Origin of the sequence: Acinetobacter radioresistens DSM 6976 = NBRC 102413 = CIP 103788 (genome assembly GCF_006757745.1) — a bacterium.
GTDB classification, from domain to species: domain Bacteria; phylum Pseudomonadota; class Gammaproteobacteria; order Pseudomonadales; family Moraxellaceae; genus Acinetobacter; species Acinetobacter radioresistens.
On sequence record NZ_AP019740.1, the window covers coordinates 2583319 to 2606645 of the forward strand.

The window sequence follows — 23327 nt, forward strand, 5'->3', positions numbered from 1 at the left end:
TATTTTTGTCAAAAAATAGCTGCGCTGTTTCGTTTTTGCCTTTGTTGCAAAGGCTTGTAGGAGCGTTACTGGAGATGAATAATCCTCCCCTAACCAAAGCCCCAATTAACTGGACCGCCAGTATTACTCTACTTGGGACTCCCATTGCTGCCGCTGTTCTGATTCCGCTTTACGCGTATCATCATGATTTTAGCTTAAGTGCATGGCTCAGCTTATTTTTCTTGTTAGCATTTAGTAGCTTAAGTATTACTGCAGGTTACCATCGGTTATGGGCGCACCGTGCCTATGAAGCCTCCCTGCCTTTAAAAATCCTCCTGATGATTGGTGGAACGTTTGCAGTACAAAATAGTATTTTATACTGGGCTTCTGGCCACCGTACCCATCATCGTCATGTTGATGATGTAGAAGAAGATCCGTATTCCATCAATAATGGTTTCTGGTATGCCCACTTGGGCTGGATGATTCGTGACTATCCGGCTGCAGCACCTAACTATAAAAATGCACCTGACCTCTTGAATGACAAACTGGTTATGTTTCAGCACAAGTACTATGTACCGCTGGTAATCGCCGTACATGTTGCAATTCTGGGCGGGATTGGCTGGGCTGTAGGTGATATCTGGGGAGTAGTTCTACTGGGTGGGTTGTTACGTCTGGTTCTAAGTCATCATGTGACTTTCTTTATTAACTCTCTTTGTCATATGTGGGGCAAACGTCCCTATACAGATGAAAATACAGCACGTGATAACTTCTGGCTGGCAATTGCTACCTGGGGTGAGGGTTATCATAACTATCACCACATTTTCCAGTACGACTATCGTAATGGTGTAAAGTGGTGGCAATACGACCCTACCAAGTGGCTCATCTGGAGCTGTTCAAAACTGGGACTTGCTAAAAATCTGCGCCGCATACCAAGCTTTAATATCAAGAAAGCTGAACTGGCAATGAAGTTTAAATATGCTGAACAAGATCTTGCTATCTACGGCCATGATGTGAATACAGATATCAGTACTGTTAAACAGCGGCTTGCTCAGGAATACGAAGCTTTTACTCATACCTTAAATGACTGGGCTAAACTCAAGGAACAGGAGCTTCATGCCAAGAAAGCTGCTGTAGCAGAAAAAATCCACCAGATGGATAACCGCCTAAAAGGTGAATTCCAGCAGGTAGAGGAGCGTCTGGCTCATCACCGTAAATCGTTAGAAGAAGTTATGCGTGGCCTGAAAAAACAGACCACCTGATTTTTAAAACTTTAAAAAAGGCTAAAACCGGAAATGGGTTTTAGCCTTTTTTCTTTTAAAGCAGTTATGTTTTTAAGGTATTTGTATCCAATTCTTATCACGCCTTAACTAGTGCTAGGCAGGAACAGTAAATTTGTTATAGTAAATCTATATTTTTATTTGTCTGGTACCTTATGCAGTTTAATCCAAGATATTCTTCCCTCGACTCCCGACTTTATCATCAGCAACAGCCTGTACCATTACGAGGTGCCAAGCCGGGTCACTTTAACTTGCATCTGGCGGAAGAGTTGCAATGGACTGAAGAAGAAAAACAAAACTGGGTTGAAATTTGCAGCGGACAAAGAACGTTTCAGGAATGTTCGCCCTTAGCCATGGTCTATGCAGGACATCAGTTTGGGCAGTGGGCCGGACAACTTGGAGATGGCCGCGGCCTGCTGATTGCACAGGTACTTGACCGACAAGGCCAGACGATTGACCTTCATCTTAAGGGTGCAGGACCTACCCCCTATTCACGCATGGGTGACGGCCGGGCAGTATTGCGTTCGGTAATCCGCGAATATCTGGCTGGTCATGCACTTAATGCCTTGGGTGTACCATCTAGCAATGCCGTAGGTTTCACCAGTTCCACCCAGAATATACAGCGCGAGACATTGGAACCAGGTGCCATGCTACTGCGAACTGCTGATAGCCATATCCGCTTCGGACATTTTGAGTGGATTAACCAGTATGCTCCAGAGTTACTTAAAGATTTCACATATAAATGTATCGAGTGGCATTATCCGGATTGTCTGAAAACACAATTACCTGTACTGGCGTTTGCTGAAGAAGTGATTAAAAGAACTGCCAGCATGATCGCCAAGTGGCAACTGGTTGGTTTTGCCCACGGGGTGATGAATACCGATAATCTTAATATTACTGGCTCAACTCTTGATTTTGGTCCTTATGGCTTTATGGAGCGTTTCCGCCCGGGTTGGATCAATAACCACTCGGATTATCAGGGGCGCTATAGTTACCAGAACCAGCCAAGTATTGCCCACTGGAACTTATGGATCTGGTTAAATAACCTTATTCCTTTGGCTGAAGAAACCGACAAGGAACAATTCAAGGAAGAACTTGCCAAATGTCTGGAACAGTTTGAACCGACCTTTTTGGAACAGTATCAATTTGGTTTATGTCAGAAAATGGGCTTACCCGAATTCCATAAAGAGAGTATGGAATGTGGTATGGCCTTCTTAAGAATTCTGCAAAGTGAACAGTTGGACTACACTCACAGTTTTATCCGCTTACAGCAAAAGGAATATAAGGCTCTTCGTGATGACTGCCTCGATATCCGGCAGTTTGATACCTTCTTGACCCTATATCAGCAAATCCGTGAGCATCAAGATACAGATAAGCTGGATCAGGCCATGCAACAGGTTAATCCTCGCTATATTCTGCGTAATCACATGGCACAAAAAGCGATTGAACTGGCAGAACAGGATGACTTTTCTGAAGTAGACCGTTTATTCACCTTACTCAGTCAGCCGTTTGTTTTTCAGCCAGAAACCGAAAAACCGGAAGACCAGGCGCCTCTACCAAGTGATATACCCGAAATTATGGTTAGCTGCTCTTCATAGCTGAAACTGTAGAGGTGTGGATAAAATACATTTTATCCACACCTCTAATCCGATTAGAGTCAGCTAATTAGAAAAAATACAGGAAATTATAAGTATTTGTTCAGCAACTATTTCTCTAAAAACAATTTATCTAATGTGTTTTATAAGAAATAGAGTATTTGTGGTATAAAGACAAGAGAATAATATATGGCTAGTAGACTTATCATATTCTGCACCGCACTGATCATCAGACAACTTCTTAGTCTCAGCATCCACAGCCTCTAACCAGAGCTAATCAATAAAAAAGCGGATCATATGCTCTCCGCTTTTTAGTAAGAAAATTAAAGCTGTGCTATTTATTCATCTGGATATTCAAAACGATAGCCTACCCCGTAAACTGCTTGAATCCACTCATGGCGGTTGCCAGTATTAGCTGCATCAGTGATTTTACGGCGCAGATTTTTAATGTGGCTATCAATCACACGGTCAGCTACATCAAAACTGTCAGGATTAATATGATCTAACAGCTGGGCACGTGAATATACCTGTCCCACGTGTTCTAAAAACAGCTCTAACAGGCGGAACTCTGTGGGTGTCAGATTCAAGGATTTCTGCTGATACCAGATACGCTGTTGCGCCTTATCGATTCTGAAAAGACTATTTTGTTCAGGTTCAGCCTTGCGGTCCAGACGGCGCAGTACCGCCTGTACACGTGCTACCAGCTCTTTAGGACTAAACGGTTTACAAATGTAATCATCAGCACCCATATTTAAGCCAAGCACACGATCAATTTCTTCAGTCCGGGCAGTGACCATAATAATAGGAATATCTGACTGTTCACGTACTTTTCGGCAAATAGTCAACCCGTCCATACGCGGTACCATTAGATCCAGAATCATGAGACTTGGTTTGCGCTGAAGGAAATGGTCATAGGCTTCTTGCCCATCATGAAAGACGCTCACTTCAAAACCGCCAGCCTCAAGATAATCGCGTACCAGTCCAGCAAGTTCAACTTCATCTTCTACTAGCATGACATGCTTCATGAGTGTGCTTCCTTATATAGTGGTTAATTTGGGAAAAGTCAGCTTGCAACGCAAACCGCCGAGTGGTGAATGATGGAATGTTAATTCTCCGCCCATGGTTTGGGCAATTTTACAGGACAGGGCCAGACCTAATCCGGTTCCGCCGGTACTGCGCGTACGCGAATCATCTACTCGGTAAAAGCGCTCACCCAGACGTGACAGCTGCTCATCGCTGAGCCCAAATGGGCTGTCATCCACATACAGACTCCAATGCGTATCAGACTGTTCAGTATGAATACGGATTTCTCCACCACTTTCTGTATAGCGAATACTGTTTCCAAGCAAGTTGACCACAATTTGTTTGAATCGGTCTACATCCAATTGTAATTCAGCCTCTGTTCCCTCTGAGTGTACTGAGAGTCCTGCCTGTTCAAAGTTCGGCCGGAAGTTTTCAATTTCCTGCTGTACCACAGACCACGGATCAACATTAGAGAAATAGCACTTGAGCTGCTGGGCCTCGGCCTGGGCCAGATCCGCCAGATCTTTAGTAAGTTTTTTCAGACTGCTGACCTGACGCATCATGGCAGCAAGATGCTCAGGGGTAGCTTTTCGGATACCATCCTGCATGGCCTCAATCTGGGCCTGTAGTACCGCTAACGGTGTTTTCAACTCATGTGAAGTATCTGCAACCCATTGCCGGCGTGACTGCTCATGCTGGTCAAGAATAATTGCTAACTGGTTAATCTCATTGGCCAGATCACCTAACTCATCATTACGGCGAATTTTGACCTGATGCAGATAATTACCTCGAGTTAATTCCTGTGTGGCACGCAGCAGGCGTTGAATCGGCTTTTTAAAATAGGTTGCCATTAATATAGCGGCAATCAAACTGGCCAAAATGGTTAAGGCATATACTAAAAGCAGGTAGCGCTTCTGGTTACTGAAGAAATTAATACTTAAAGCATCATCCTGATCCAGTACAGGTTTTAAGCCCAGATAGCCGACTACCTGATTACCTACTACTATAGGACGATAAGATACTTCCTGATCAGAGGGCTCACCAACTACAAACTGTCGCTGGGCATCATACAGTGATAACCGCGAACTCAGCCCCAGACGGTCTGGCATAAAAATGAACCGTTTTTTACCAGCTTGAGCTTCTACGCTTTGAAGCGTAGAGGGATTGGTTTTCTTTTCCGGATTATGGGTCATGCTCTGGTTAGCACTTAACGGAAAACGCAGTCCTTCAAAAGGCTGATATTCGGAAGGTAAATTTTCTTCAATAAACCGTAGTTCTTCAGTATCCACCATTTTTTGCCGTAACTGTTCATTGGCCGGAAACTGGGGAGAGACATTCATCATAGAATGTTCTTGAAAATAACGCTGCTGCAAGGCAATATCGTATTGACGGCGCAGCCACCACCGCGAAAGACGGTCATAGTCGTCTGGTGCAGCCTCACCTTCAATCTGTAAAATCTGCGCCTGAATAGCATTACCCCAGTCCTGATATAAACCGTATACACCAGCCAGATTACTGATCAGAAGATCCAGCTTCTGCATTTCTACATCTGCCACATACTTGGCAAAGTTTTTCTGCATGGTCCAGTGCAATACCCCCAAGCTGAGCGTCGTAATGAATAACGTCGTAAACAGCACGGTCAGAAACAGGCGTAAGGCAATAGGAACTCGGCGGATCTTCAAAACAATTTCTCAATTTATTCTTCTGATTCATCATTGTAACCAAGCTCTGGCAAAAATACTCTTCATTGTTTCTACATCTTTATTATTTAATCTTAAGCTATTGGTAAATACAGTTGGCTCAGGAGTAATAATGAAATCTTTAATCAAGGCCGGATTATTGGGTACAGCGTTGACTGCTGTTATAGGCCTGACTGCCTGTCAATCCTCTACAGCTCCACAAGATAAACCACATCACCCAATGATGCACAAAGATGGTGATAGAGGCCATCATATGAAACGCCATCACCGGAATATGACACCGGAACAACGTGCAGAGTGGGATAAGCGCCGTGCTGAACGGCAGATGCATTATCAGCAGCTTCAGCAGGCCTGTGCAGGTAAGCCTGCCGGACAAACCGTTCAGCTCAAAATGGCCGACAAAACCATTGAAGGCACCTGTGAAATGCGCTTTAAGCCTAAACGGACAGCAACAGTGGCGCCCCAGCCTTCAACTGCTCAGCCATTAACACCGCAGCCTGCTGCTAAACCGGTAGCATGAAAGTAAAACTATTAAAGACACCTTTGGGTGTCTTTTTTATTTAATTCCTTGCCTCATACCATACATATTCCCTTACGATTTTGACTATTTGTGTCAGCTTAAAATAATAAAAACTGTTTACACTCAAACAGGTTAGATTTTTCAAGAGTCTTTTCTTTGACTTTACAGTCACCAACAATACCCCTTCGACGCTTGTGTGGTGGTGCAACTTATTGCACGATGTAAGCGTACAAATATATGTGTCGCTGCTGGCACGTAAATCGTTTATTAGGATTATAAATCTGGTTTAACCAGTATTGAGGAACCCGATATGCCACAATACAAAGCGCCCTTACGTGATATGCAATTTGTTCTGCATGAACTGTTAAATGCCGAAGAACATTATGCAAAATTACCGGCTTTTCAGGAAAATGTAAGCCGTGATTTAGTAGATCAGTATCTTGAAGCGGCAGCAGACTTTTGTGAAAACGAACTCTCTCCGTTAAACCAGATTGGTGACCGTGAAGGCTGTAGCTGGAATGATGGTGTAGTAACTACACCAACCGGCTTTAAAGAAGCTTATCAAAAATATATCGAACTCGGCTTCCCATCTCTTTCTGCTGAAGAGCAATACGGCGGTCAGGGCCTGCCAAACTCGCTGGGCATTGCTATTTCTGAGATGGTAGGTAGTTCTAACTGGGCTTGGGGCATGTACCCGGGTCTGTCTCATGGTGCAGTGCGTACTCTTGAGCATCATGGTTCTGATGAACAAAAAGAGACCTATCTGCCGAAACTGGTATCAGGTGAATGGACGGGTACCATGTGCCTGACCGAGTCACATGCAGGTTCTGATCTGGGTATTATTCGTACCAAAGCTGAACCAAATGCTGATGGCAGCTATGCAATCTCTGGCGAAAAAATCTTTATTTCTGCCGGCGAACACGACATGGCAGAAAATATTATTCATATTGTTCTTGCCCGCTTGCCTGGCGCGCCTAAAGGTACCAAAGGTATTTCCCTGTTTATTGTGCCAAAATTCAATGTGAATGCTGATGGTTCAGTTGGCGAGCGTAATGCCGTGCGTTGTGGTTCAATTGAACATAAAATGGGAATTCATGGTAATGCCACCTGCGTTATCAATTTTGATCGCGCAACCGGTTACCTGATCGGTCCTGAAAACCGCGGCCTGAACTGTATGTTCACATTCATGAACACGGCACGTATTGGCACGGCAGTACAAGGTCTGGCTGCATCTGAGTCAGCGTTCCAAGGGTCTATTGTATATGCAAAAGACCGTCTGGCGATGCGTTCGCTTTCTGGCCCTAAAGCCCCAGAAAAAGAAGCTGATCCAATTATTGTTCACCCGGCAGTACGTAACATGCTGATGACTCAGAAAGCATTTGCCGAAGGTGGCCGTGCACTGGTTTATCTGCTGGCCCAGCATGCTGATGTTGTTGAAAAAGGCGCAACTGAAGAAGAGCGTAAATTCTCCGACAATATCCTGTCACTTCTTACCCCAATCGCTAAGGCATTCCTGACTGAAACCGGTCTGGAAGCTGCAAATAAAGGTATTCAGGTGTATGGCGGTCATGGTTTCATTTCTGAACATGGTATGGAACAGATTGTACGTGATACCCGTATTGCCTGCCTGTACGAAGGAACTACTGAAATCCAGGCTCTTGACCTGCTAGGCCGTAAAGTGCTGGGCACTCAAGGCGCCATGCTGAAAGATTTCACCAAGATCATTCATAAATTTGCCGAAGCCAACAAAGACAATGCAGAACTTGCCGAGTTCATCGAGCCACTTGCCAAACTCAATAAAGAGTGGGGTGAGCTGACTATGCAAATTGGTATGAAAGCAATGCAAAATCCGGATGAAGTAGGTGCAGCAGCAGTTGACTACATGTACTTCTCGGGCTATGTAACACTGGCTTACCTGTGGGCACGTATGGTGCTTCTGGCTCAGCAGCAGCTGGCAGCCGGCAGTACAGAAGTTGATTTCTACAATGCCAAAATTACCACTGCACGGTTCTACTTCAAGAAAATCCTGCCACGTGTACGCTCACATGTTGACGTAATCGCAGGCGGCCTTGATTCACTCATGGCACTTGATGCTGAACATTTCGTCTTCTAACAAAACATTGTTATAGCAAGTTTTCATGGGAAAGGACTGCACAGCATTATTCTGGACAGTCCTTTTCTTTTATCAAATACTCAAAATCTGGTACGTAATCGGTTAAGGTATAACGGCACTTTACTTAACTTGATTAAAATCTACTGATTCGAACAATAAACAGGTGAACTATGCCAATTTATAATGCACCTCTTGCAGATATGCGCTTTATTCTGAATGATGTCTTTCAGGCAGAACAATTCTGGCAAGCCAATGAAAACCTAAACCATGTAGATGCAGCAACTGCTGAAGCAATTCTTGAAGAAATGGCCAAGTTTGCACAGAACGTGACTCTGCCATTAAACCGCAGTGGTGATGAAGAAGGTGCACAATATAATAATAGTGCAGTCACTACTCCTGCGGGCTATAAGGAAGCTTTTCGCCAATATGCAGAAGGTGGCTGGATTGGCTTGGGCGCCGATGAAGAATGGGGCGGTCAGGCAATGCCAAAAATGCTGACTGTATTGGCAGATGAAATGCTGTTTGCGACCAATCCGGCATTCATGCTCTATCCCCTGCTTTCTGTAGGTGCAGGTATGGCACTTAACAGTTATGCTTCGCAGGAACAAAAAGAAACCTATCTGCCAAAAATCTATTCAGGTGAATGGTCAGGGACCATGTGTCTGACTGAGCCGCATGCGGGCACTGATTTGGGTATTATTAAAACCAAAGCAGAACGAAATGAAGATGGCAGTTACAGTATTACCGGTACCAAAATTTTCATTACCGGTGGTGACCATGACCTGAGTGATAATATTATTCATCTGGTATTGGCAAAAACTCCGGATGCCCCTGCTGGTTCACGCGGTATTTCGCTCTTTATTGTTCCAAAATTTCTGGTCAATGAAGATGGCAGTCTAGGTGAACGTAACCCTGTCGGACCAGGCTCTATTGAACATAAGATGGGTATTAAAGCCTCCGCTACCTGTGTAATGAATTTTGATGGCGCTAAAGGCTTTATTGTTGGTAAAGAGAATGAAGGCCTGGCAGCCATGTTCGTTATGATGAACTATGAACGTCTGTCAATGGGCATTCAAGGTATCGGAGCTTCCGAGTTCGCCTACCAGAATGCAGCCCAGTATGCCACTGACCGTATTCAAGGTCGTAGCGCCTCAGGTATAAAATCACCCAACAAGGTTGCCGACAGTATTCTGGTTCATGGCGATGTACGCCGTATGCTGCTTAATGTTCGTGCTAACAGTGAAGCATCACGTGCATTTGCGGTGTATGTAGGTCAGCAACTGGACATTACCAAGTTCTCTACTGACCCTGAAGCTGTGAAAAAAGCCAATGATCGCGTGGCCCTGCTCACTCCAATTGCTAAAGCATATTTAACGGATACGGCATTCCAGGCAACTCTGGATGCACAAATGGTTTTAGGCGGGCACGGTTATATTCGCGAATGGGGTATGGAACAATGTGTTCGTGATCTGCGTATTGCCCAGATCTATGAAGGCACCAATGGTGTACAGTCACAAGATCTGATTGGCCGTAAGCTGATAAAAAATAATGGTGCTTTCCTGGAAGAGTACATTGCAGAGATCCGTGATTTTGCCAACAATATGGATACTCATCTCAACTTCATTAAAGATGCAACACTAGACGCGGCAACTGATATTGAAGCGGTAAGTCGTTTTATCATTGAACAGGCATCAGAAAAACCAGATTTCTCTAACTCTGTTGCAGTTGACTTCCTGCATGCAGTTGGCCTGCTCAGCTTCAGTTATATGTTTGCACGTATTGCAGCGGCAGCAAAAGATAAATCTGGTGAGTTTTACCAGAACAAACTGACCTTGGCACATTATTTTGTACAGCGCATCTTACCTGAACTGTCTATGCGTATTGCCAAGATTAATGCTGGCTCTGACCTGGTGATGGAATTTAGTGAAGAGTTCTTTACATCACAATCCTGATTCAATATCTAAAAAAACGCCTGTAAATTCAGGCGTTTTTTTATGACTGATATTTCTATTCAGCAGCATATTTGAGTCTAAAAATATCTTAATGCTGGTTATCATGTGTAATAAAGAAATACTCGCGATAATATTTCAATTCACGGATTGAGTCACGAATGTCATCCATTGCCAGATGCGATGCCTGCTTTTTAAGGCCACTCATAATTTCTGGCCGCCAGCGTTTCGCCAGTTCCTTGACTGAAGAAACATCCAGATTACGGTAATGAAAGAATTGTTCCAGTTCTGGCATTAACCGGTGCAGAAAACGGCGATCCTGACAGATCGAGTTACCACACATTGGTGAAGTTTTCGGGTTAACCCATTTTTTTAGAAAATCTATCGTCTGCTGTTCTGCTTCAAGAGCAGTTAAAGTACTACGACGTACACGCTGAATCAGACCCGATTGTCCATGCTGGCGAGTATTCCACTCATCCATTGCATTTAAGACCTGATCAGACTGGTGAATAGCCAGTACCGGACCTTCAGCCAGAATATTTAAATGATCATCTGTAATAATTGTTGCAATTTCAATAATCTGATCGTTATCGGTATCTAAACCGGTCATTTCCAGGTCAATCCAAATTAACCGTGTATCTGGGGTACTACTCATGAAAGACCATCTTAATGTACTTGGAAAGTAATAATAGTAGCAAATTTCTTGTATCTTGGCTGTAACTTCAACCCCGCTTCATGCTATTTTTGCCATCCTTAACAGGTGGTTTTTCTCAGGATATGAATGGCATTAATTCGTAAACGTCGCTTGACTGAACAACAGCAACGCCGGATTCAGAAACAGCAAAAAACACGTCAGGAAGAAATCGATACTTCAAATGACCTTGAAGGTCTGGTGGTACAGCATTATGGCCGCCAGCTTGAAGTGGAAGCCTTGTCTGTTCCTGTTGAACATCCGCCACAACCTGTGACCCAGCCAGGTGAACCGGAGCCATTCTGGAAACCAGTGGAACTGGGCAGTATCTGGCGCTGCCATACCCGTACCAATCTAGAATTACTGGTTACAGGAGACCGGGTCAAATGGCAAGCCGACCCCAATACCGGTTTAGGTATTATCACAGCGATTCATTCGCGATCTTCCTTACTCACCCGTCCGGATCGCTATCATAAGGTCAAACCGGTTGCAGCTAATATTTCTCTAATCGTAGTCGTTTTTGCTGTCTTGCCAGAACCGGCCCCGATGCTAATTGACCGCTATTTAGTTGCATGTGCAGATGCCGAGATACCTGCGCTTCTAGTACTCAACAAAACTGATCTGCTCAGTCAGAATGATCCTATTTTACAGCTAGTGTCCGAATATGAAGCACTGGGTTATGAAGTCATGCAAACACAGTCTAAAGGTGATCTGTCTGCTTTGGCACAACGCCTGGATGGTGAAACTGTCGCATTTGTAGGCCAGTCTGGTGTAGGAAAGAGTTCCCTGATCAATGCAATTGTTCCTGATGCCTCTCAGAAAACCAATATAATTTCCGAGAATTCTGCTTTAGGTCAGCACACGACTACTTCTACGCGTTTAATCCGTTTTGGAACTAGCGGCGCATTGATTGATTCGCCTGGAATTCGTGAATTTGGCCTGTGGCATCTGGATGCAGATAAGGTTCAGCGCGGTTTTCCTGAAATTGAAAATCTATTGGGGCACTGTCAGTTCCGTAACTGTACTCACACACATGAAAAACATTGTGCGCTTAGAGAGGCGGCGAAGAATGGAGAAATTCTGCCCCGTCGTCTGGAAAGCTATTTACGCTTGCAGGATGAGATTGCTGAAGCTCAGCAAAAAAATTAGTTTTATTACGGTTTTCTAAAGCCCATCCCTTGAAGGGATGATTTTGATCACCATATATATACGATATACTCTAGATCAGTTTTGATTTGAATTAGGTGACTTGTGGAACGTTGGCTTGAATTTATGGGGAATCACCCCTTTTTGTTTGGTACGTTAGGGGTTTTGCTGGTGTTGTTTTTCATTTTTGAAGGACAGCGAAATGGCCGCAAAATTTCACCGCAGTCACTTGGAATTCTGGTCAAGGCAAAAAATGCCATGCTGATCGATCTGCGTGATGCTAAAGATTTTCGTGAAGGCCATATTAGTGGTAGTCGAAATATCCCTTATAGCCAGATCGCCAATCATGTTGATGAATTAAAAGCGACAGAACGTCCTTTAGTTTTTATCTGCAATCTGGGTCAGGTTGCAGGTAGTGCGCTACAGAAAGTTGGACATAATGACAGTTACCGTCTCGACGGTGGCATTAGCAACTGGAAAGCCCAAGGTTTACCCTTGGTAAAAGGTAATAAAACCACCAAAGCTTAAGGAGATATTTTATGGCTGCTGAAGTAACAATTTACTCAACCACCTTCTGCCCGTACTGTGTACGTGCTAAACAGCTTCTTGAGCGTAAAGGTGTAGCATACAAAGAAATTAACTTATCAAATGAAGCACCTGAAGTACGTGTGGAGTTGATGCAGCGCACTAATCATCGTACTGTTCCACAAATTTTTATTAAAGATCAGTTTATCGGTGGTTTTGATCAGCTCTATGCTCTTGAGCGCGAAGGTAAACTCGATAGTCTTTTAGCTTAACCCGTTTCCATATCAAGGATATAAAGAATGAGTGAAGAACAACAAACTCAACCACAACTTGCCTTAGAGCGTATTTATACTAAGGATATTTCTTTTGAAGTACCAGGGGCACAAGTATTTACTAAAGAATGGCAGCCTGAACTGAATATCAATTTATCCTCTTCCGCAGAGAAAATTGATCCGACTCATTTTGAGGTTTCACTCAAAGTAGTAGTTCAAGCGAACAATGCCGGCGATACTGCGTTTATTGTCGATGTAACCCAGTCAGGCATTTTTTTGGTAGATAATGTTGAGGAAGAGCGTCTTCCTTACATTCTGGGTGCTTATTGCCCGAATATCCTATTTCCGTTCCTGCGTGAAGCTGTAAATGATATGGTTACTAAAGGTAGCTTCCCGCAATTGCTTTTAACTCCAATCAACTTTGATGCCGAGTTTGAAGCTAATATGCAACGGGCTGCCGATGCTGAAGGTCAGGCTTAATTACCAGCCTGTAAAAAAAAGACCGCAATCTGCGGTCTTTTTTATTAACTGTTTTTTATACATCAGGATACAGCGGCATTTTGATGCAGTGCATCAGCGACAGCCTCAACCAGCTGCTGGGCAATTTCCTGCTTAGACGCCTTTTCCAGCTCACGTTTTTGCAGATGATACTGCTCGGCAAAAAATACAATCATGGCATTTTCATCGGAAGCAAAACCGATGTCATTCCGTGATACATCATTACAAGCGATCATATCCAGCTTTTTCGCAATCAGCTTCCCAGCTGCATACTCTTCTACATTACGGGTTTCTGCTGCAAAACCGACCATAAATGGGCGCTTTTGCTGCTGGGCAATAGTTGCCACAATATCGGGATTCTTAATCAGGGAAACATTCAGCTCATCGCCGGCTTTCTTGATTTTATGCTCAGCAACTTCTGCTACACGATAATCGGCAACAGCTGCGGTGGCGATAAAAATATCACAGCCTTCTTCCAGCATCTGCATACTGTGTTCTAACATCTGAACTGCTGAAGATACATTAATGCGTCTTACCCCATTAGGCGTATCCAGACTTACCGGGCCAGCAATTAAGGTAACTCTAGCTCCTGCTGCATAGCAGGCCGCGGCCAGAGCAAAACCCATCTTTCCGGTACTATGGTTAGAAATATAGCGTACCGGGTCAATCGCTTCGCGGGTCGGACCTGCTGTAATGACCACATGTTTGCTGGCCAGAAGACCAAATTTTTCAGCAATGGCACGCTGGGCTTTATGAAAATAGTCTTTAACCTGACGGGCCAGATCTTCTGGTTCCGGCATGCGACCAAGTCCGACATCACCACAAGCCTGAGCACCTGCTTCTGGCATAACCACATGAACACCATCTTCAACCAGTGTCGCCAGATTTCGTTGTGTAGCTTTTGCTGCCCACATTTGCTGGTTCATTGCTGGCGCTACCCAGACTGGAGCTTTAGTCGCCAGATATAAGGTACTCAGCAAATCATCGGCAAGACCGGCAGCGAATTTTGCCAGTGTATCGCAGCTGGCGGGTGCAACCAGAACCAGATCTGCCCAGCGTGCCAGTTCAATATGCCCCATTCCTGCTTCAGCTTCAGGGTCTAAAAGTTCAGTATATACCGGATTACCTGAGAGGGCCTGGAAAGTCAGCGGTGTGATAAAAGCCTGGGCACCATGCGTCATCACTACTCTGACATTAAAACCATAGTCTTTTAGCCGGCGGACCAGAATAGCAGATTTATAGGCGGCGATTCCGCCCGTGACAGCGACAATAATATTTTTATTTGAAATTACACTTAAATCAAAGCTCACGAACAGTAATCCTCTGTTGCAGTGCCGCTCACAATAGCATTAAATATCTGCTGACCCAAGCCTCTCGGCTGGAAATATAAAAACGAAAATAAACAAGAAAAGTGAACTATTATGCAAAATTCAATCAAGCATTGGCCGGAACAGGAACGGCCCAGAGAGCGGCTATTACAGCAAGGAGCACAAAGCCTTTCCGATGCAGAACTTCTGGCCATTTTCCTGCGTTCCGGTTCTAGACAGCATTCAGCAGTGGAGCTGGCACGACAGATGATTCAGCATTTTGGTGGCCTGAGTCCGGTATTTGATGCCGAACTAAGTGACCTAAGCCAGTTCCATGGCATGGGACCTAGTAAATATTCACAACTCATGGCAGTTAAAGAGTTAGGACGGCGTTACCTCCAGCAATATTTCCACCAGCCCCAGCTCGAGCTTAACTCTTCAGCTCAGGTGTTAGACTATTTACGTTACGAACTGCTGGGAGAACGGCAGGAAGTTTTTGCAGTGCTCTGTCTGGATAATGACCTGCGCAAGCTCAGTTTCAAGAAATTATTTTTTGGTTCACTGAATCATTGTGCCGTATCTATCAACCAGATTTTGCGCTATGCCTTAAAACAGCATGCTTGTCATCTGGTTATTGCACATAACCATCCTTTTGGACAGCCACAACCTTCACCGGCTGATCTGGAACTTACACGGCAATTATCTCAGGCCTGTAAGTTAGTAGAAATTGTCCTGCTTGATCATTTTATTATCTCTCCAGAATGCAGTTTTTCCTTTGCTGAGCAGGGCTTATTCAATACTTCAGAACAGGTCGAGAATAAGGTTGACAAAGCTGGTTGAAGCCGTAAAGATCAGCTTAAACCCAGTGACGTTTTAGCAGATATGATTGTCCGCGAGCAACCCGATGTTTTAAAGTTATTATTTTCTTGGCGCGGTACAATTCTACCTAAAATTCTGCCGCCGCTTGGGATTGTTATGCTCATCTCAGCCATTGTAGGCGGAATTGAATATATTGATCTGTATCGCTTTCCGGAAGTTCCTTTAGCCGGTTTTACTTTAATTGGAGTAGTACTTTCGATCTTTCTGGGTTTCAAAAATACCGCCTGTTATGACCGTTGGTGGGAAGCCCGGCGTCTCTGGGGTATTCTGATTGCCAATGCCCGCCATTTTGACCGTGACTGCCGTGTACTGCCACAGGCACGTCGTGAACGTATTATTCAGCACGTCATTGTATTTGCCAATGTATTACGTGACCGTTTGCGTCATCAGACTGCTAATCCTACTGAACTTTTGCAGACCAGCGGTATGTCACAACAGGCACTGACCCAGCTTTATCAGCACCATAATGCGCCGCAGTATACTTTGAGCCTGATTCAGTGGGAACTGTTGCTGGCTTTAAAAGAAGGCGAAATTTCCGACATCATCTATACACAGATGAATCAAAATGTAGCAGCACTGAGTGAGGTCCAGACTGGTTGCGACCGGATTGCCAATACGCCTCTTCCGTTTGCCTATTCGGTTTTGCTTAACCGTACTGTTTATTGTTTCTGTTTCTTGCTGCCTTTTAGTCTGGGCCAGACTTTAGGTTTGCTTACCCCATTTCTGGTCGGGCTGCTGGCCTATACATTCCTGGGGCTTGACGCACTGAGTACAGAACTTGAAGAACCGTTTGGCACCCAAAGTAATGACTTACCGCTAGACTCAATGGTACGACTGATTGAAATTGAACTGCTCGGCACTTTAGGTAAGCCTACGCCTCCCCCAATTCAGGCACAGGACGATAATCTTCTTTAAACAGGTTTATAGCGAAAAACTTTCCCAAATCCCAATCTGGTCTGGGCGGAGTGAAGGTACATTGCCCAGTTTGAGCCAAGGCATGTTTTCACCATGATAATCACTACCAATTGAAACTTTCAGTGCATACTGCTGAATCAGCCGGTCAATCATCTGGCGAGTAGAAGTCGGGTCACTGGCCGGTGGCAATTCGATGGCATCCCCGCCAGACTCTGCAAATAACTCGACCAGATAACGGATATTGGTGGCCGACAAGGTATAACGAGTTGGATGAGCCAAAACTGCAAAACCACGACTGGCATGTATAACTTGAATGGTTTCGGCCAGCCCTAGACCTTCAAAATTTACAAAAGCTTTTTTCCCCTCTTTTAAATAACGGTCAAAAGCCTGCTGTGGCCGGGATACAATCTGTTGCTGTACCAGCGCTTTGGCAATATGTGTTCGGGTAATCCGGTCAGGTTCACCTTCAACCAGCGCCAGAACCTGCTCATAAATATCTACCTGAATAATATCGGTGAGCAGATGACAAATGTGTCTGGCACGTGCTGCACGTATACGTTTTTGCTGCTCAAGCATTTGCAATAATGGGGCCGGATTTTGCATGCCCAGCGCGACCACATGTACACCATAACTCTTTTTGGTGGCAGGGCGTGACCACTGGCTTGAAATCTCTACACCAGGAATAATCCTGAGTGAGTAAGGAGCCTCAAGTGTCATGCTACAGGCTTTAGCCCGCTGGATGCCGTCCATATTGTCATGATCTGTAAGGGCCAAGGTATGAACACCTGCTGCAACAGCAGCATGCACCAGCGCCTCTGGAGACAAAGTTCCATCAGAAATATTGCTGTGTGTATGTAAATCTATGCCGTGCATCTCTTATACTATGCTATTTATTTAAACAGAACTGATACTCTAACATGAAAGCGCTTCTGGACTTTGTTCCACTGATTATTTTCTTTTATCTGTACAAGACGGTTGAACCAGATGATACCCAACATCCACTTTTACAACTGATCGGCTCTGCGGGCGGTGTAGATAACAATAATATTCTGGTGGCGACCACAGGACTCATCATTTCCATGTTGGTGGTGTATGGTGCTTTATTTGTCATGCAAAAATTCCGTCTGGATAAACAGCAGTGGATTGTGCTGTTTATGACCGTAATTTTTGGTGGTATCACTTTAATGCTTAGCGATGATTTTTATATCCGTCTGAAGGCAGCTATTTTGAATCTGGTCTTTGCCGGAGCTTTCCTTTTGTCGCCATTTTTCGGTAAAGAACGTAAACCCCTGATCCAGCGTTTATTTGGTCCTATTTTCAACCTGACCGAAAAAGGCTGGAAGAATCTGAACTTTGCTTGGGCTGCCATGTTTGTAGTCATGGCCTGCCTGCATATTTTCTTTGCCTTTATCTGGATGAATGGAAAATATTGGGGAGAATTTACGGCATTTGGTGACATGATTGTTATGTTTTCCTTTATCATTATTCAGTTCATAGTCTTACGTAAACACTTTAAGTCGCCCGAAGCTTAAGGTGTGTCATACAGGTCAAAAATTTCATGCCTTTATTTGTATTAAGCTGTACCGATCACGAGGGTACAGTTGAAAAACGTCTCGCCACACGTCCTCAACACATTGAACGGTTACAAAAGCTAAATGACGAAGGCCGCCTGATCGTAGCAGGTGCGATGCCTAAAGACCCTGCTGATCCTCAGGCAGGTTTTTATGGCAGTACTATGATTGTTGAGTTTGATAGCCGTGAAGCACTGGATGTCTGGCTTAAAGAAGAGCCTTTTCTAAAAGCTGGTGTTTATGCGCATATCGATATTAAGCCTTTCAATAAAGCCTTTCCTCAAGGATAAATTCATGCGTGTTGTAGTCCAAAGCTGTCTGGGCATTCTATTTTTTTGTTCTACCGCCTGGGCTGTTGAAGCAGTCAGTGAACCTGTAGCAGCTGCACCTGTAACAGCCCCACTAAATGCTAATACGGCTAACCGACCAGCCGCTATGGCTGTCGCTGCAACAGTTGCCCCTACAGGCCAACCTCAGGAAGTCCGGCCTTTAACAGCTGAACAACTCGCCAAAAATAAGGCCTTGCAAGATGCCAAGATTAAAACACTGATCAAAGATCAAGGTATACGCCTGCAACAACTGGAAAAAGCCAATCTGGACGCGCTGGCACAAAATCAGGAACTGCAATTAAAAAATGATAGCCTTGCTGTACAGGTTCAGGTTTTACAGAGTGAACGTAGTGCCCAGATGTTTCTCTACGGCGCAGCAACTTTAGCTGTAGGCGTATTGATGGGTTTTCTTATTGCAAGTTATGTATACACCAAGCGCCGGCGTCAGTGGTAATTTCCACTTTTTCTCTGCATAAATAAAGGGTTTTATGGTTTGTCCTATCCGATTCAAACAGCTGCTTTAGACTGGCAACTTATCGATAATATTGAGGTACCGGTATCCCGACAGTTTGGAGATGTCTATTTCTCTAAAGATAACGGTCTGCTGGAAACACGCCATGTTTTTTTAAATGGCAATGACTTGACTGAACGCCTCGCTACCTTAAGCGACTTTGAATATTTCTGTGTAGGTGAAACCGGTTTTGGTACTGGACTGAATATTCTAGCGTTATGGCAACTTTGGCAACAGGTCAGACCTGATAATCATAGCCATCTGCATGCAGTCAGTGTAGAGAAGTTTCCGCTTGGTAAACCTGATCTGATCCGTGCATTAAAAGCTTGGCCAGAACTTGCTCCTTTAGCCGAGCAGCTGCTCCAGCAGTATCCCTTACTGATTGCAGGCTGTCACCGGCTGTCATTTCCTGAAGAACGCTTTAGCCTTGACCTGTGGCTGGGAGATGCACATGATATGTTCCCCCTTATGGAAAAGACAGCATCTGTAAATGCCTGGTTTCTGGATGGCTTTGCGCCTTCTTGTAATCCGGATATGTGGGAAGAACAGGTTTTAAATCATATTATCCGTTTATCTGACCATGGTACTACATTTGCTTCATTCAGCGTCGCCGGTGTTCTCAAGCGGGGGTTACGTAGTCACGGCATTCAGGTTACACGTCCACGTGGTTTTGGTCATAAGCGTGAAATGTTAAAAGCGATCTGGCAGCCGTCCGTTGCCGATGCTGCAACTGAAAAGCAGGAAAAACCAGAGAGTCTGACTTCAGGGCAACTCCCCCCCCGAATAGCTGTTAAAACAACTCATCGGCAAAAACAGATCGCTGTGATTGGTGCAGGTATTGCCGGACTAAGTGTAGCCTGGTCTTTTGCCCAGCGTGGCCATCAGGTTAAACTGTTTGACCGCAATGCGCCTTTAGCTGGTGCCTCTGGAAATCCACTTGCCCTGTTAAATCCGAAGCTCAGCCAGATCGAAAAAAGTCATACCCATTTAATGACAGTTACTTGGCAATATGCACTTAATTATTATCAGCAATTTAGAGCTTTCCGGCCATTACAGATTCACCAGATGGCTTTAAAAGAAGGCGAACAGCTCTTGAGTCTGGCAGAACAATATCCGGATGAATTACTTACAGTACAAACTGCTCAATGTCACCCGCTTTCTACACAGTCTGAAAGTCTACGGCTTAATCAAGCTGGCGGTGTCTCTCCACATCTGTTACGTGACCAGATTTTAGAACATTCACTGATCCAGTTTGCGCAGGCAGCCGTGGAACGTATTATTCCGCAAGCTCAAGACACCGTCTTATATGATGCCAACGGTAAATCTCTGGGTAAATTTGACCATGTGGTGGTGTGCTGTGCTCGACAGAGCCAGTCACTGCTCAGCAATTGCCCGAAACTACGGCCAATTCGAGGGCAAGTAAGCTGGGTCAATAATACGGTACAACCTCTGAATATGCAGGAAGCCATCAGTTATGGCGGTTATTGTCTGCAATTTGATCCTGAAAATCTGCTTCTTGGCGCTTCGTTCTTACCAGGCCGTGAAGATGATGAAGTCCTGGCTGAGGATCATCAGCATAATGCAGAACTTCTTGCAAAAGTATTTCCAGAATATGCAGCCACTTTACCACCTATAGAAGCTTGGCAGGGCCGTGCCTCTATTCGTGCCCAAACTATGGATTACTTTCCCCTGCTCGGCAAAATAGAGTCTGATACAGAAATTTATACTTTTTCCGGTTTAGGCTCTAAAGGTTTTCTGTATGCACCCTTATGCAGTGAAATACTGGCCGCATTGGTATTTAAAGAAGCCTGCCCTGTACCGGCCAGTGTAGTACAGAAGCTCAACCCTCAACGGTTTCAAAAACGTTTAAAACAGCAAAGAAATTCTTGAATCAACCAGCCTGTGCGAAGCTGGACAGTACAGTACTCATAGCCTGAAAAAAAGCGCCCTCTCTGGGGCGCTTTTTTCTATCCTTCTTGTTCCAAAGGCAATCCTGCATCACGTGCTGCTCGGGTCCCCCCCATCAATACCACGTATTCACGCGAGTCATCAATGCTTTCAAGCATTTCAGCCGCACGCGGGGCTTTACTGCCACCACCGCACAGGATATAAATCGGTTGATCCGCTGCTACCTGAGACAAGCTTTCTGCGCTCAGATCATTGATAGGCTGATTGATCGCACCTCGAATATGACCTTCTGCATATGCACCTGTGTCACGGACATCCCAGATAACAGCATTTTCTGGGAACTCAAATGTAGTAATTTCTTGTTTACGGATCATTGCGCACTCCTTTGATGTAAACAATACTTGGCAAATGAAGAAAACATCCCTAGCATCTCAGATATTCTTTCCCTTTGTAAAGGTCTAAACCATGCCATCTTTCGATATTGTATCCGAATTAGAGTTATTTGAAGTTAATCACGCTGTTCAAAATACCCAAAAGGAAATTGCAACCCGGTTTGACTTCCGCGGCCAGGATGTTTCCATCGAACTAAATGAAAAAAATAAAGAAATTAAAATTATCACAGAAAGTGATTTCCAATGTGAACAAGTGTATAGCATGTTAGAGAATCACTTTTATAAACGTAAAATTGATGTACAGGCACTCGATCCCCAAAAAGCGACTGCTTCAGGAAAAAATGTAGTCCAGGTGATCAAACTTAAAGATGGCCTTGACTCAGATACGGCAAAAAAAATTAATAAAGCCATTAAAGAAAGTGGGATTAAAGTGCAATCATCGATTCAGGGTGACAAAATCCGTGTAACAGACAAAAAGCGCGATACCCTGCAGCAGGTAATGAACTTTCTGCGTGAGCAGCAGTTTGGCTTGCCACTACAATTTAACAACTTCAAAGATTAAGACACTATTGCTTGCAAGAGAAACCTCATGGCCCATAATAATCGCTTGTCCAGACTGATCAAGACCACCTCAAAGCTTCCTAAAGGCCTGCGCAGTACTTTGTGGAGTAGAGCATTTGGTCGGGTGGTGCCAATGGTAGGTACAGCAAAGATTCGTTATCTTGAAGTAACCGCATCCAAAGTGGTAGTCAGTATGGCGAATCATCATACCATGCAGAACCATATTGGTCAGATTCATGCCTGTGCCATGACACTTCTTGCCGAAACTGCTACTGGTTTTGTAACTGCAATGAATGTTCCTCAAAATGCTATTGTACTGATTAAAAGTTTTAAAATTGACTTTAAACGGCCCACTCAAGGAGCGATGACCGCTGTAGCAACTTTGTCTGCTGAACAGCAGCAGATGATGCAAACCTCGGAGAAAGGCGAAACGCTCGTTACAGTCTCAGTGGTAGACGAGTCTGGTGAAGAGCCCATTCAGTGTGAAATGCTGTGGGCCTGGGTCGCTAAAGATCGGCTTAAACCGTCTTAATGACAATTATAAAAAATCCCAGATTATGTCTGGGATTTTTATTTTAAACCTGTTGTGACTCTAAAACTTCTGCTTAACCTCTTCTGGAATTATGCGTTTATTACCTTTTACGTCTACAGCGACAAAAGTAAAAACTCCTTCTGTAACACGTTTAGCTGGCCGTGATGAATCATGGCTATCCCAGACTTCAATCTGCATCTGGATTGAAGTATTACCAACTTTTAAAATTTTGGTATAACAGCTAATTACATCGCCCACTTTAACCGGTACCAGAAAAGTCATCTGGTTAATCGAAATAGTGGCGCATCGTCCTTTACTAAAACGTTCAGCATGAATTGCACCAGCTAAATCCATCTGTGAAACGATCCAGCCACCAAACACGTCTCCGCTCCAGTTGGTATCAGCAGGCATAGCAATTGTTTGAAGAGACAATACCCCTTCAGGTTTTAGATTAATATCTGACACATTAACTCCGGACTTTAAGTTGCTGATCCAGCCATTGTTGTAACTCGGCAGATCGAAGGGCGCCACTTATTCTAGCAACTTCTGTGGTTTTATTCATCAGTACCAGGGTCGGGATACTTCTGACATTAAATGCAGCACTTAAGCGTGGAGAAGTCTCGGAATTAATCTTGGCAAAAATAACATGCGGGTTATGTTTGGCAGCCTCAGCAAAATGCGGCGCCATCATTTTGCATGGCCCACACCAGTCGGCCCATAGATCAATCAGTACAGGCAGGTCACTATGACTCATGAAATTACTAAAATTCTGCTCAGTTAACTCAATTGGTGCTCGTGGAAGCAAGGCAGCATGACATTGTCCACAATTCGGAGCTGCATCAAGCTTTTCCTCTGGTACACGATTTTTTGCACTACAGCTTGGACATACAAGAATCATTCATTTTCATCCAGTCAATGTATATGAAAATTTTAATGCGAGTATGCCCGACTTTTCAAATGGTATTATTTTATAAAAACAGAAACTCTAAATCTGCCCTCAGCCCATATATGATTAAAAAACCTTCCAATCAAAAATATTCATCAGATCCATTAATATTTTGTTGGGAAAAATTTATTAATTTTCTACCGATTTCGACGCATAATCTTGCTTAATGCTATCATGTCTGCATAAAT

25 protein-coding genes are annotated in these 23327 nt (G+C 44.2%); 17 read left to right on the plus strand and 8 right to left on the minus strand.

Features of this window, described 5'->3' with window-relative positions; translation table 11 throughout:
* The first annotated feature begins 74 nt into the window (after positions 1 to 74).
* Both ACRAD_RS12105 and ACRAD_RS12110 read left to right on the plus strand, forming a co-directional pair.
* Positions 75 to 1238 carry an acyl-CoA desaturase gene (locus ACRAD_RS12105; RefSeq protein WP_005018486.1) on the plus strand — a complete coding sequence of 388 codons (1164 nt, stop codon included), beginning with the start codon at positions 75 to 77 and terminating at the stop codon, positions 1236 to 1238.
* 173 nt (positions 1239 to 1411) lie between these two features.
* Complete coding sequence (locus tag ACRAD_RS12110) at positions 1412 to 2854, plus strand: protein adenylyltransferase SelO (RefSeq protein ID WP_005021353.1); 1443 nt, start codon at positions 1412 to 1414, stop codon at positions 2852 to 2854.
* Positions 2855 to 3189: 335 nt separating this feature from the next.
* Here ACRAD_RS12110 and ACRAD_RS12115 read toward each other — a convergent pair whose 3' ends face one another.
* Together ACRAD_RS12115 and baeS are read right to left on the minus strand one after the other, a co-directional pair.
* Positions 3190 to 3876 carry a response regulator gene (locus tag ACRAD_RS12115; RefSeq protein WP_005018483.1) on the minus strand — a complete coding sequence of 229 codons (687 nt, stop codon included), beginning with the start codon at positions 3874 to 3876 and terminating at the stop codon, positions 3190 to 3192.
* A gap of 12 nt (positions 3877 to 3888) precedes the next feature.
* Positions 3889 to 5556, minus strand: a complete 1668-nt coding sequence (baeS, locus tag ACRAD_RS12120) for a sensor histidine kinase efflux regulator BaeS (RefSeq protein ID WP_005021351.1) — start codon at positions 5554 to 5556, stop codon at positions 3889 to 3891.
* A gap of 130 nt (positions 5557 to 5686) precedes the next feature.
* Between baeS and ACRAD_RS12125 the strand changes: the two genes are divergently transcribed.
* The 3 genes from ACRAD_RS12125 to ACRAD_RS12135 all read left to right on the plus strand — a co-directional run bounded on the left by ACRAD_RS12125 (position 5687) and on the right by ACRAD_RS12135 (position 10159).
* Positions 5687 to 6094: a hypothetical protein gene (locus ACRAD_RS12125; RefSeq protein WP_005021349.1), complete on the plus strand. Its 408-nt coding sequence runs from the start codon at positions 5687 to 5689 to the stop codon at positions 6092 to 6094.
* 310 nt (positions 6095 to 6404) lie between these two features.
* On the plus strand, positions 6405 to 8207 hold the full coding sequence (locus tag ACRAD_RS12130; RefSeq protein ID WP_005021346.1) for an acyl-CoA dehydrogenase C-terminal domain-containing protein: 1803 nt from the start codon (positions 6405 to 6407) through the stop codon (positions 8205 to 8207).
* Between the two features lie 170 nt (positions 8208 to 8377).
* Entirely contained in the window at positions 8378 to 10159 is a 1782-nt protein-coding gene (locus ACRAD_RS12135) for an acyl-CoA dehydrogenase C-terminal domain-containing protein (protein ID WP_005021344.1), read from the plus strand.
* An 88-nt stretch (positions 10160 to 10247) separates the two neighbouring features.
* Here the strand turns inward: ACRAD_RS12135 and orn are convergent, their stop codons facing one another.
* Positions 10248 to 10811 (minus strand): oligoribonuclease, encoded by a 564-nt coding sequence (gene orn / locus ACRAD_RS12140; protein WP_005018477.1) that lies wholly within the window; start codon positions 10809 to 10811, stop codon positions 10248 to 10250.
* Positions 10812 to 10937: 126 nt separating this feature from the next.
* On the opposite strand from orn, the gene rsgA reads away from it, so the two are divergent.
* The 4 genes from rsgA (at position 10938) to secB (ending at position 13270) form a co-directional block, all read left to right on the plus strand.
* Complete coding sequence (gene rsgA, locus ACRAD_RS12145; RefSeq protein ID WP_005021343.1) at positions 10938 to 11996, plus strand: small ribosomal subunit biogenesis GTPase RsgA; 1059 nt, start codon at positions 10938 to 10940, stop codon at positions 11994 to 11996.
* Between the two features lie 102 nt (positions 11997 to 12098).
* Positions 12099 to 12521 carry a rhodanese-like domain-containing protein gene (locus tag ACRAD_RS12150; protein WP_005018472.1) on the plus strand — a complete coding sequence of 141 codons (423 nt, stop codon included), beginning with the start codon at positions 12099 to 12101 and terminating at the stop codon, positions 12519 to 12521.
* Between the two features lie 11 nt (positions 12522 to 12532).
* A complete protein-coding gene (gene grxC, locus ACRAD_RS12155; protein WP_005018469.1) occupies positions 12533 to 12790 on the plus strand; it encodes a glutaredoxin 3 in 258 nt (85 codons plus the stop codon).
* A 27-nt stretch (positions 12791 to 12817) separates the two neighbouring features.
* Entirely contained in the window at positions 12818 to 13270 is a 453-nt protein-coding gene (gene secB, locus ACRAD_RS12160) for a protein-export chaperone SecB (RefSeq protein ID WP_005018466.1), read from the plus strand.
* A 62-nt stretch (positions 13271 to 13332) separates the two neighbouring features.
* Here secB and coaBC read toward each other — a convergent pair whose 3' ends face one another.
* Positions 13333 to 14598, minus strand: a complete 1266-nt coding sequence (gene coaBC, locus ACRAD_RS12165) for a bifunctional phosphopantothenoylcysteine decarboxylase/phosphopantothenate--cysteine ligase CoaBC (RefSeq protein ID WP_005021342.1) — start codon at positions 14596 to 14598, stop codon at positions 13333 to 13335.
* 111 nt (positions 14599 to 14709) lie between these two features.
* On the opposite strand from coaBC, the gene radC reads away from it, so the two are divergent.
* Positions 14710 to 15435, plus strand: a complete 726-nt coding sequence (gene radC / locus ACRAD_RS12170; protein ID WP_005021340.1) for a RadC family protein — start codon at positions 14710 to 14712, stop codon at positions 15433 to 15435.
* 42 nt (positions 15436 to 15477) lie between these two features.
* Positions 15478 to 16389, plus strand: coding sequence for a bestrophin family protein (locus ACRAD_RS12175; protein ID WP_005018461.1), 912 nt, complete (start codon positions 15478 to 15480; stop codon positions 16387 to 16389).
* A 6-nt stretch (positions 16390 to 16395) separates the two neighbouring features.
* On the opposite strand, the gene ACRAD_RS12180 is transcribed toward ACRAD_RS12175, so the two are convergent.
* Positions 16396 to 17262 carry a PHP domain-containing protein gene (locus tag ACRAD_RS12180; RefSeq protein WP_005021326.1) on the minus strand — a complete coding sequence of 289 codons (867 nt, stop codon included), beginning with the start codon at positions 17260 to 17262 and terminating at the stop codon, positions 16396 to 16398.
* A gap of 44 nt (positions 17263 to 17306) precedes the next feature.
* On the opposite strand from ACRAD_RS12180, the gene ACRAD_RS12185 reads away from it, so the two are divergent.
* The 4 genes from ACRAD_RS12185 to mnmC are packed head-to-tail and all read left to right on the plus strand — an operon-like array spanning position 17307 to position 20690.
* Positions 17307 to 17921, plus strand: a complete 615-nt coding sequence (locus ACRAD_RS12185) for an inner membrane-spanning protein YciB (RefSeq protein ID WP_005018456.1) — start codon at positions 17307 to 17309, stop codon at positions 17919 to 17921.
* A 26-nt stretch (positions 17922 to 17947) separates the two neighbouring features.
* Positions 17948 to 18250 (plus strand): YciI family protein, encoded by a 303-nt coding sequence (locus ACRAD_RS12190; RefSeq protein ID WP_005018454.1) that lies wholly within the window; start codon positions 17948 to 17950, stop codon positions 18248 to 18250.
* 4 nt (positions 18251 to 18254) lie between these two features.
* Positions 18255 to 18743, plus strand: a complete 489-nt coding sequence (locus ACRAD_RS12195; protein ID WP_005018451.1) for a hypothetical protein — start codon at positions 18255 to 18257, stop codon at positions 18741 to 18743.
* 39 nt (positions 18744 to 18782) lie between these two features.
* Complete coding sequence (gene mnmC / locus ACRAD_RS12200) at positions 18783 to 20690, plus strand: FAD-dependent 5-carboxymethylaminomethyl-2-thiouridine(34) oxidoreductase MnmC (RefSeq protein WP_005021323.1); 1908 nt, start codon at positions 18783 to 18785, stop codon at positions 20688 to 20690.
* A 77-nt stretch (positions 20691 to 20767) separates the two neighbouring features.
* Here the strand turns inward: mnmC and ACRAD_RS12205 are convergent, their stop codons facing one another.
* Complete coding sequence (locus ACRAD_RS12205; RefSeq protein WP_005018447.1) at positions 20768 to 21082, minus strand: rhodanese-like domain-containing protein; 315 nt, start codon at positions 21080 to 21082, stop codon at positions 20768 to 20770.
* 91 nt (positions 21083 to 21173) lie between these two features.
* Between ACRAD_RS12205 and ACRAD_RS12210 the strand changes: the two genes are divergently transcribed.
* Both ACRAD_RS12210 and ACRAD_RS12215 read left to right on the plus strand, forming a co-directional pair.
* Positions 21174 to 21662 carry a YajQ family cyclic di-GMP-binding protein gene (locus ACRAD_RS12210; RefSeq protein ID WP_005021321.1) on the plus strand — a complete coding sequence of 163 codons (489 nt, stop codon included), beginning with the start codon at positions 21174 to 21176 and terminating at the stop codon, positions 21660 to 21662.
* 27 nt (positions 21663 to 21689) lie between these two features.
* Positions 21690 to 22193 (plus strand): DUF4442 domain-containing protein, encoded by a 504-nt coding sequence (locus ACRAD_RS12215; RefSeq protein WP_005021319.1) that lies wholly within the window; start codon positions 21690 to 21692, stop codon positions 22191 to 22193.
* Between the two features lie 60 nt (positions 22194 to 22253).
* On the opposite strand, the gene ACRAD_RS12220 is transcribed toward ACRAD_RS12215, so the two are convergent.
* The gene (locus ACRAD_RS12220) at positions 22254 to 22604 is read right to left on the minus strand and encodes an acyl-CoA thioesterase (RefSeq protein ID WP_406565408.1); all 351 of its coding nucleotides are present in this window, start codon (positions 22602 to 22604) and stop codon (positions 22254 to 22256) included.
* A 55-nt stretch (positions 22605 to 22659) separates the two neighbouring features.
* Positions 22660 to 23091: a thioredoxin TrxC gene (gene trxC, locus ACRAD_RS12225; protein WP_005021316.1), complete on the minus strand. Its 432-nt coding sequence runs from the start codon at positions 23089 to 23091 to the stop codon at positions 22660 to 22662.
* Between the last annotated feature and the right edge of the window lie 236 nt (positions 23092 to 23327).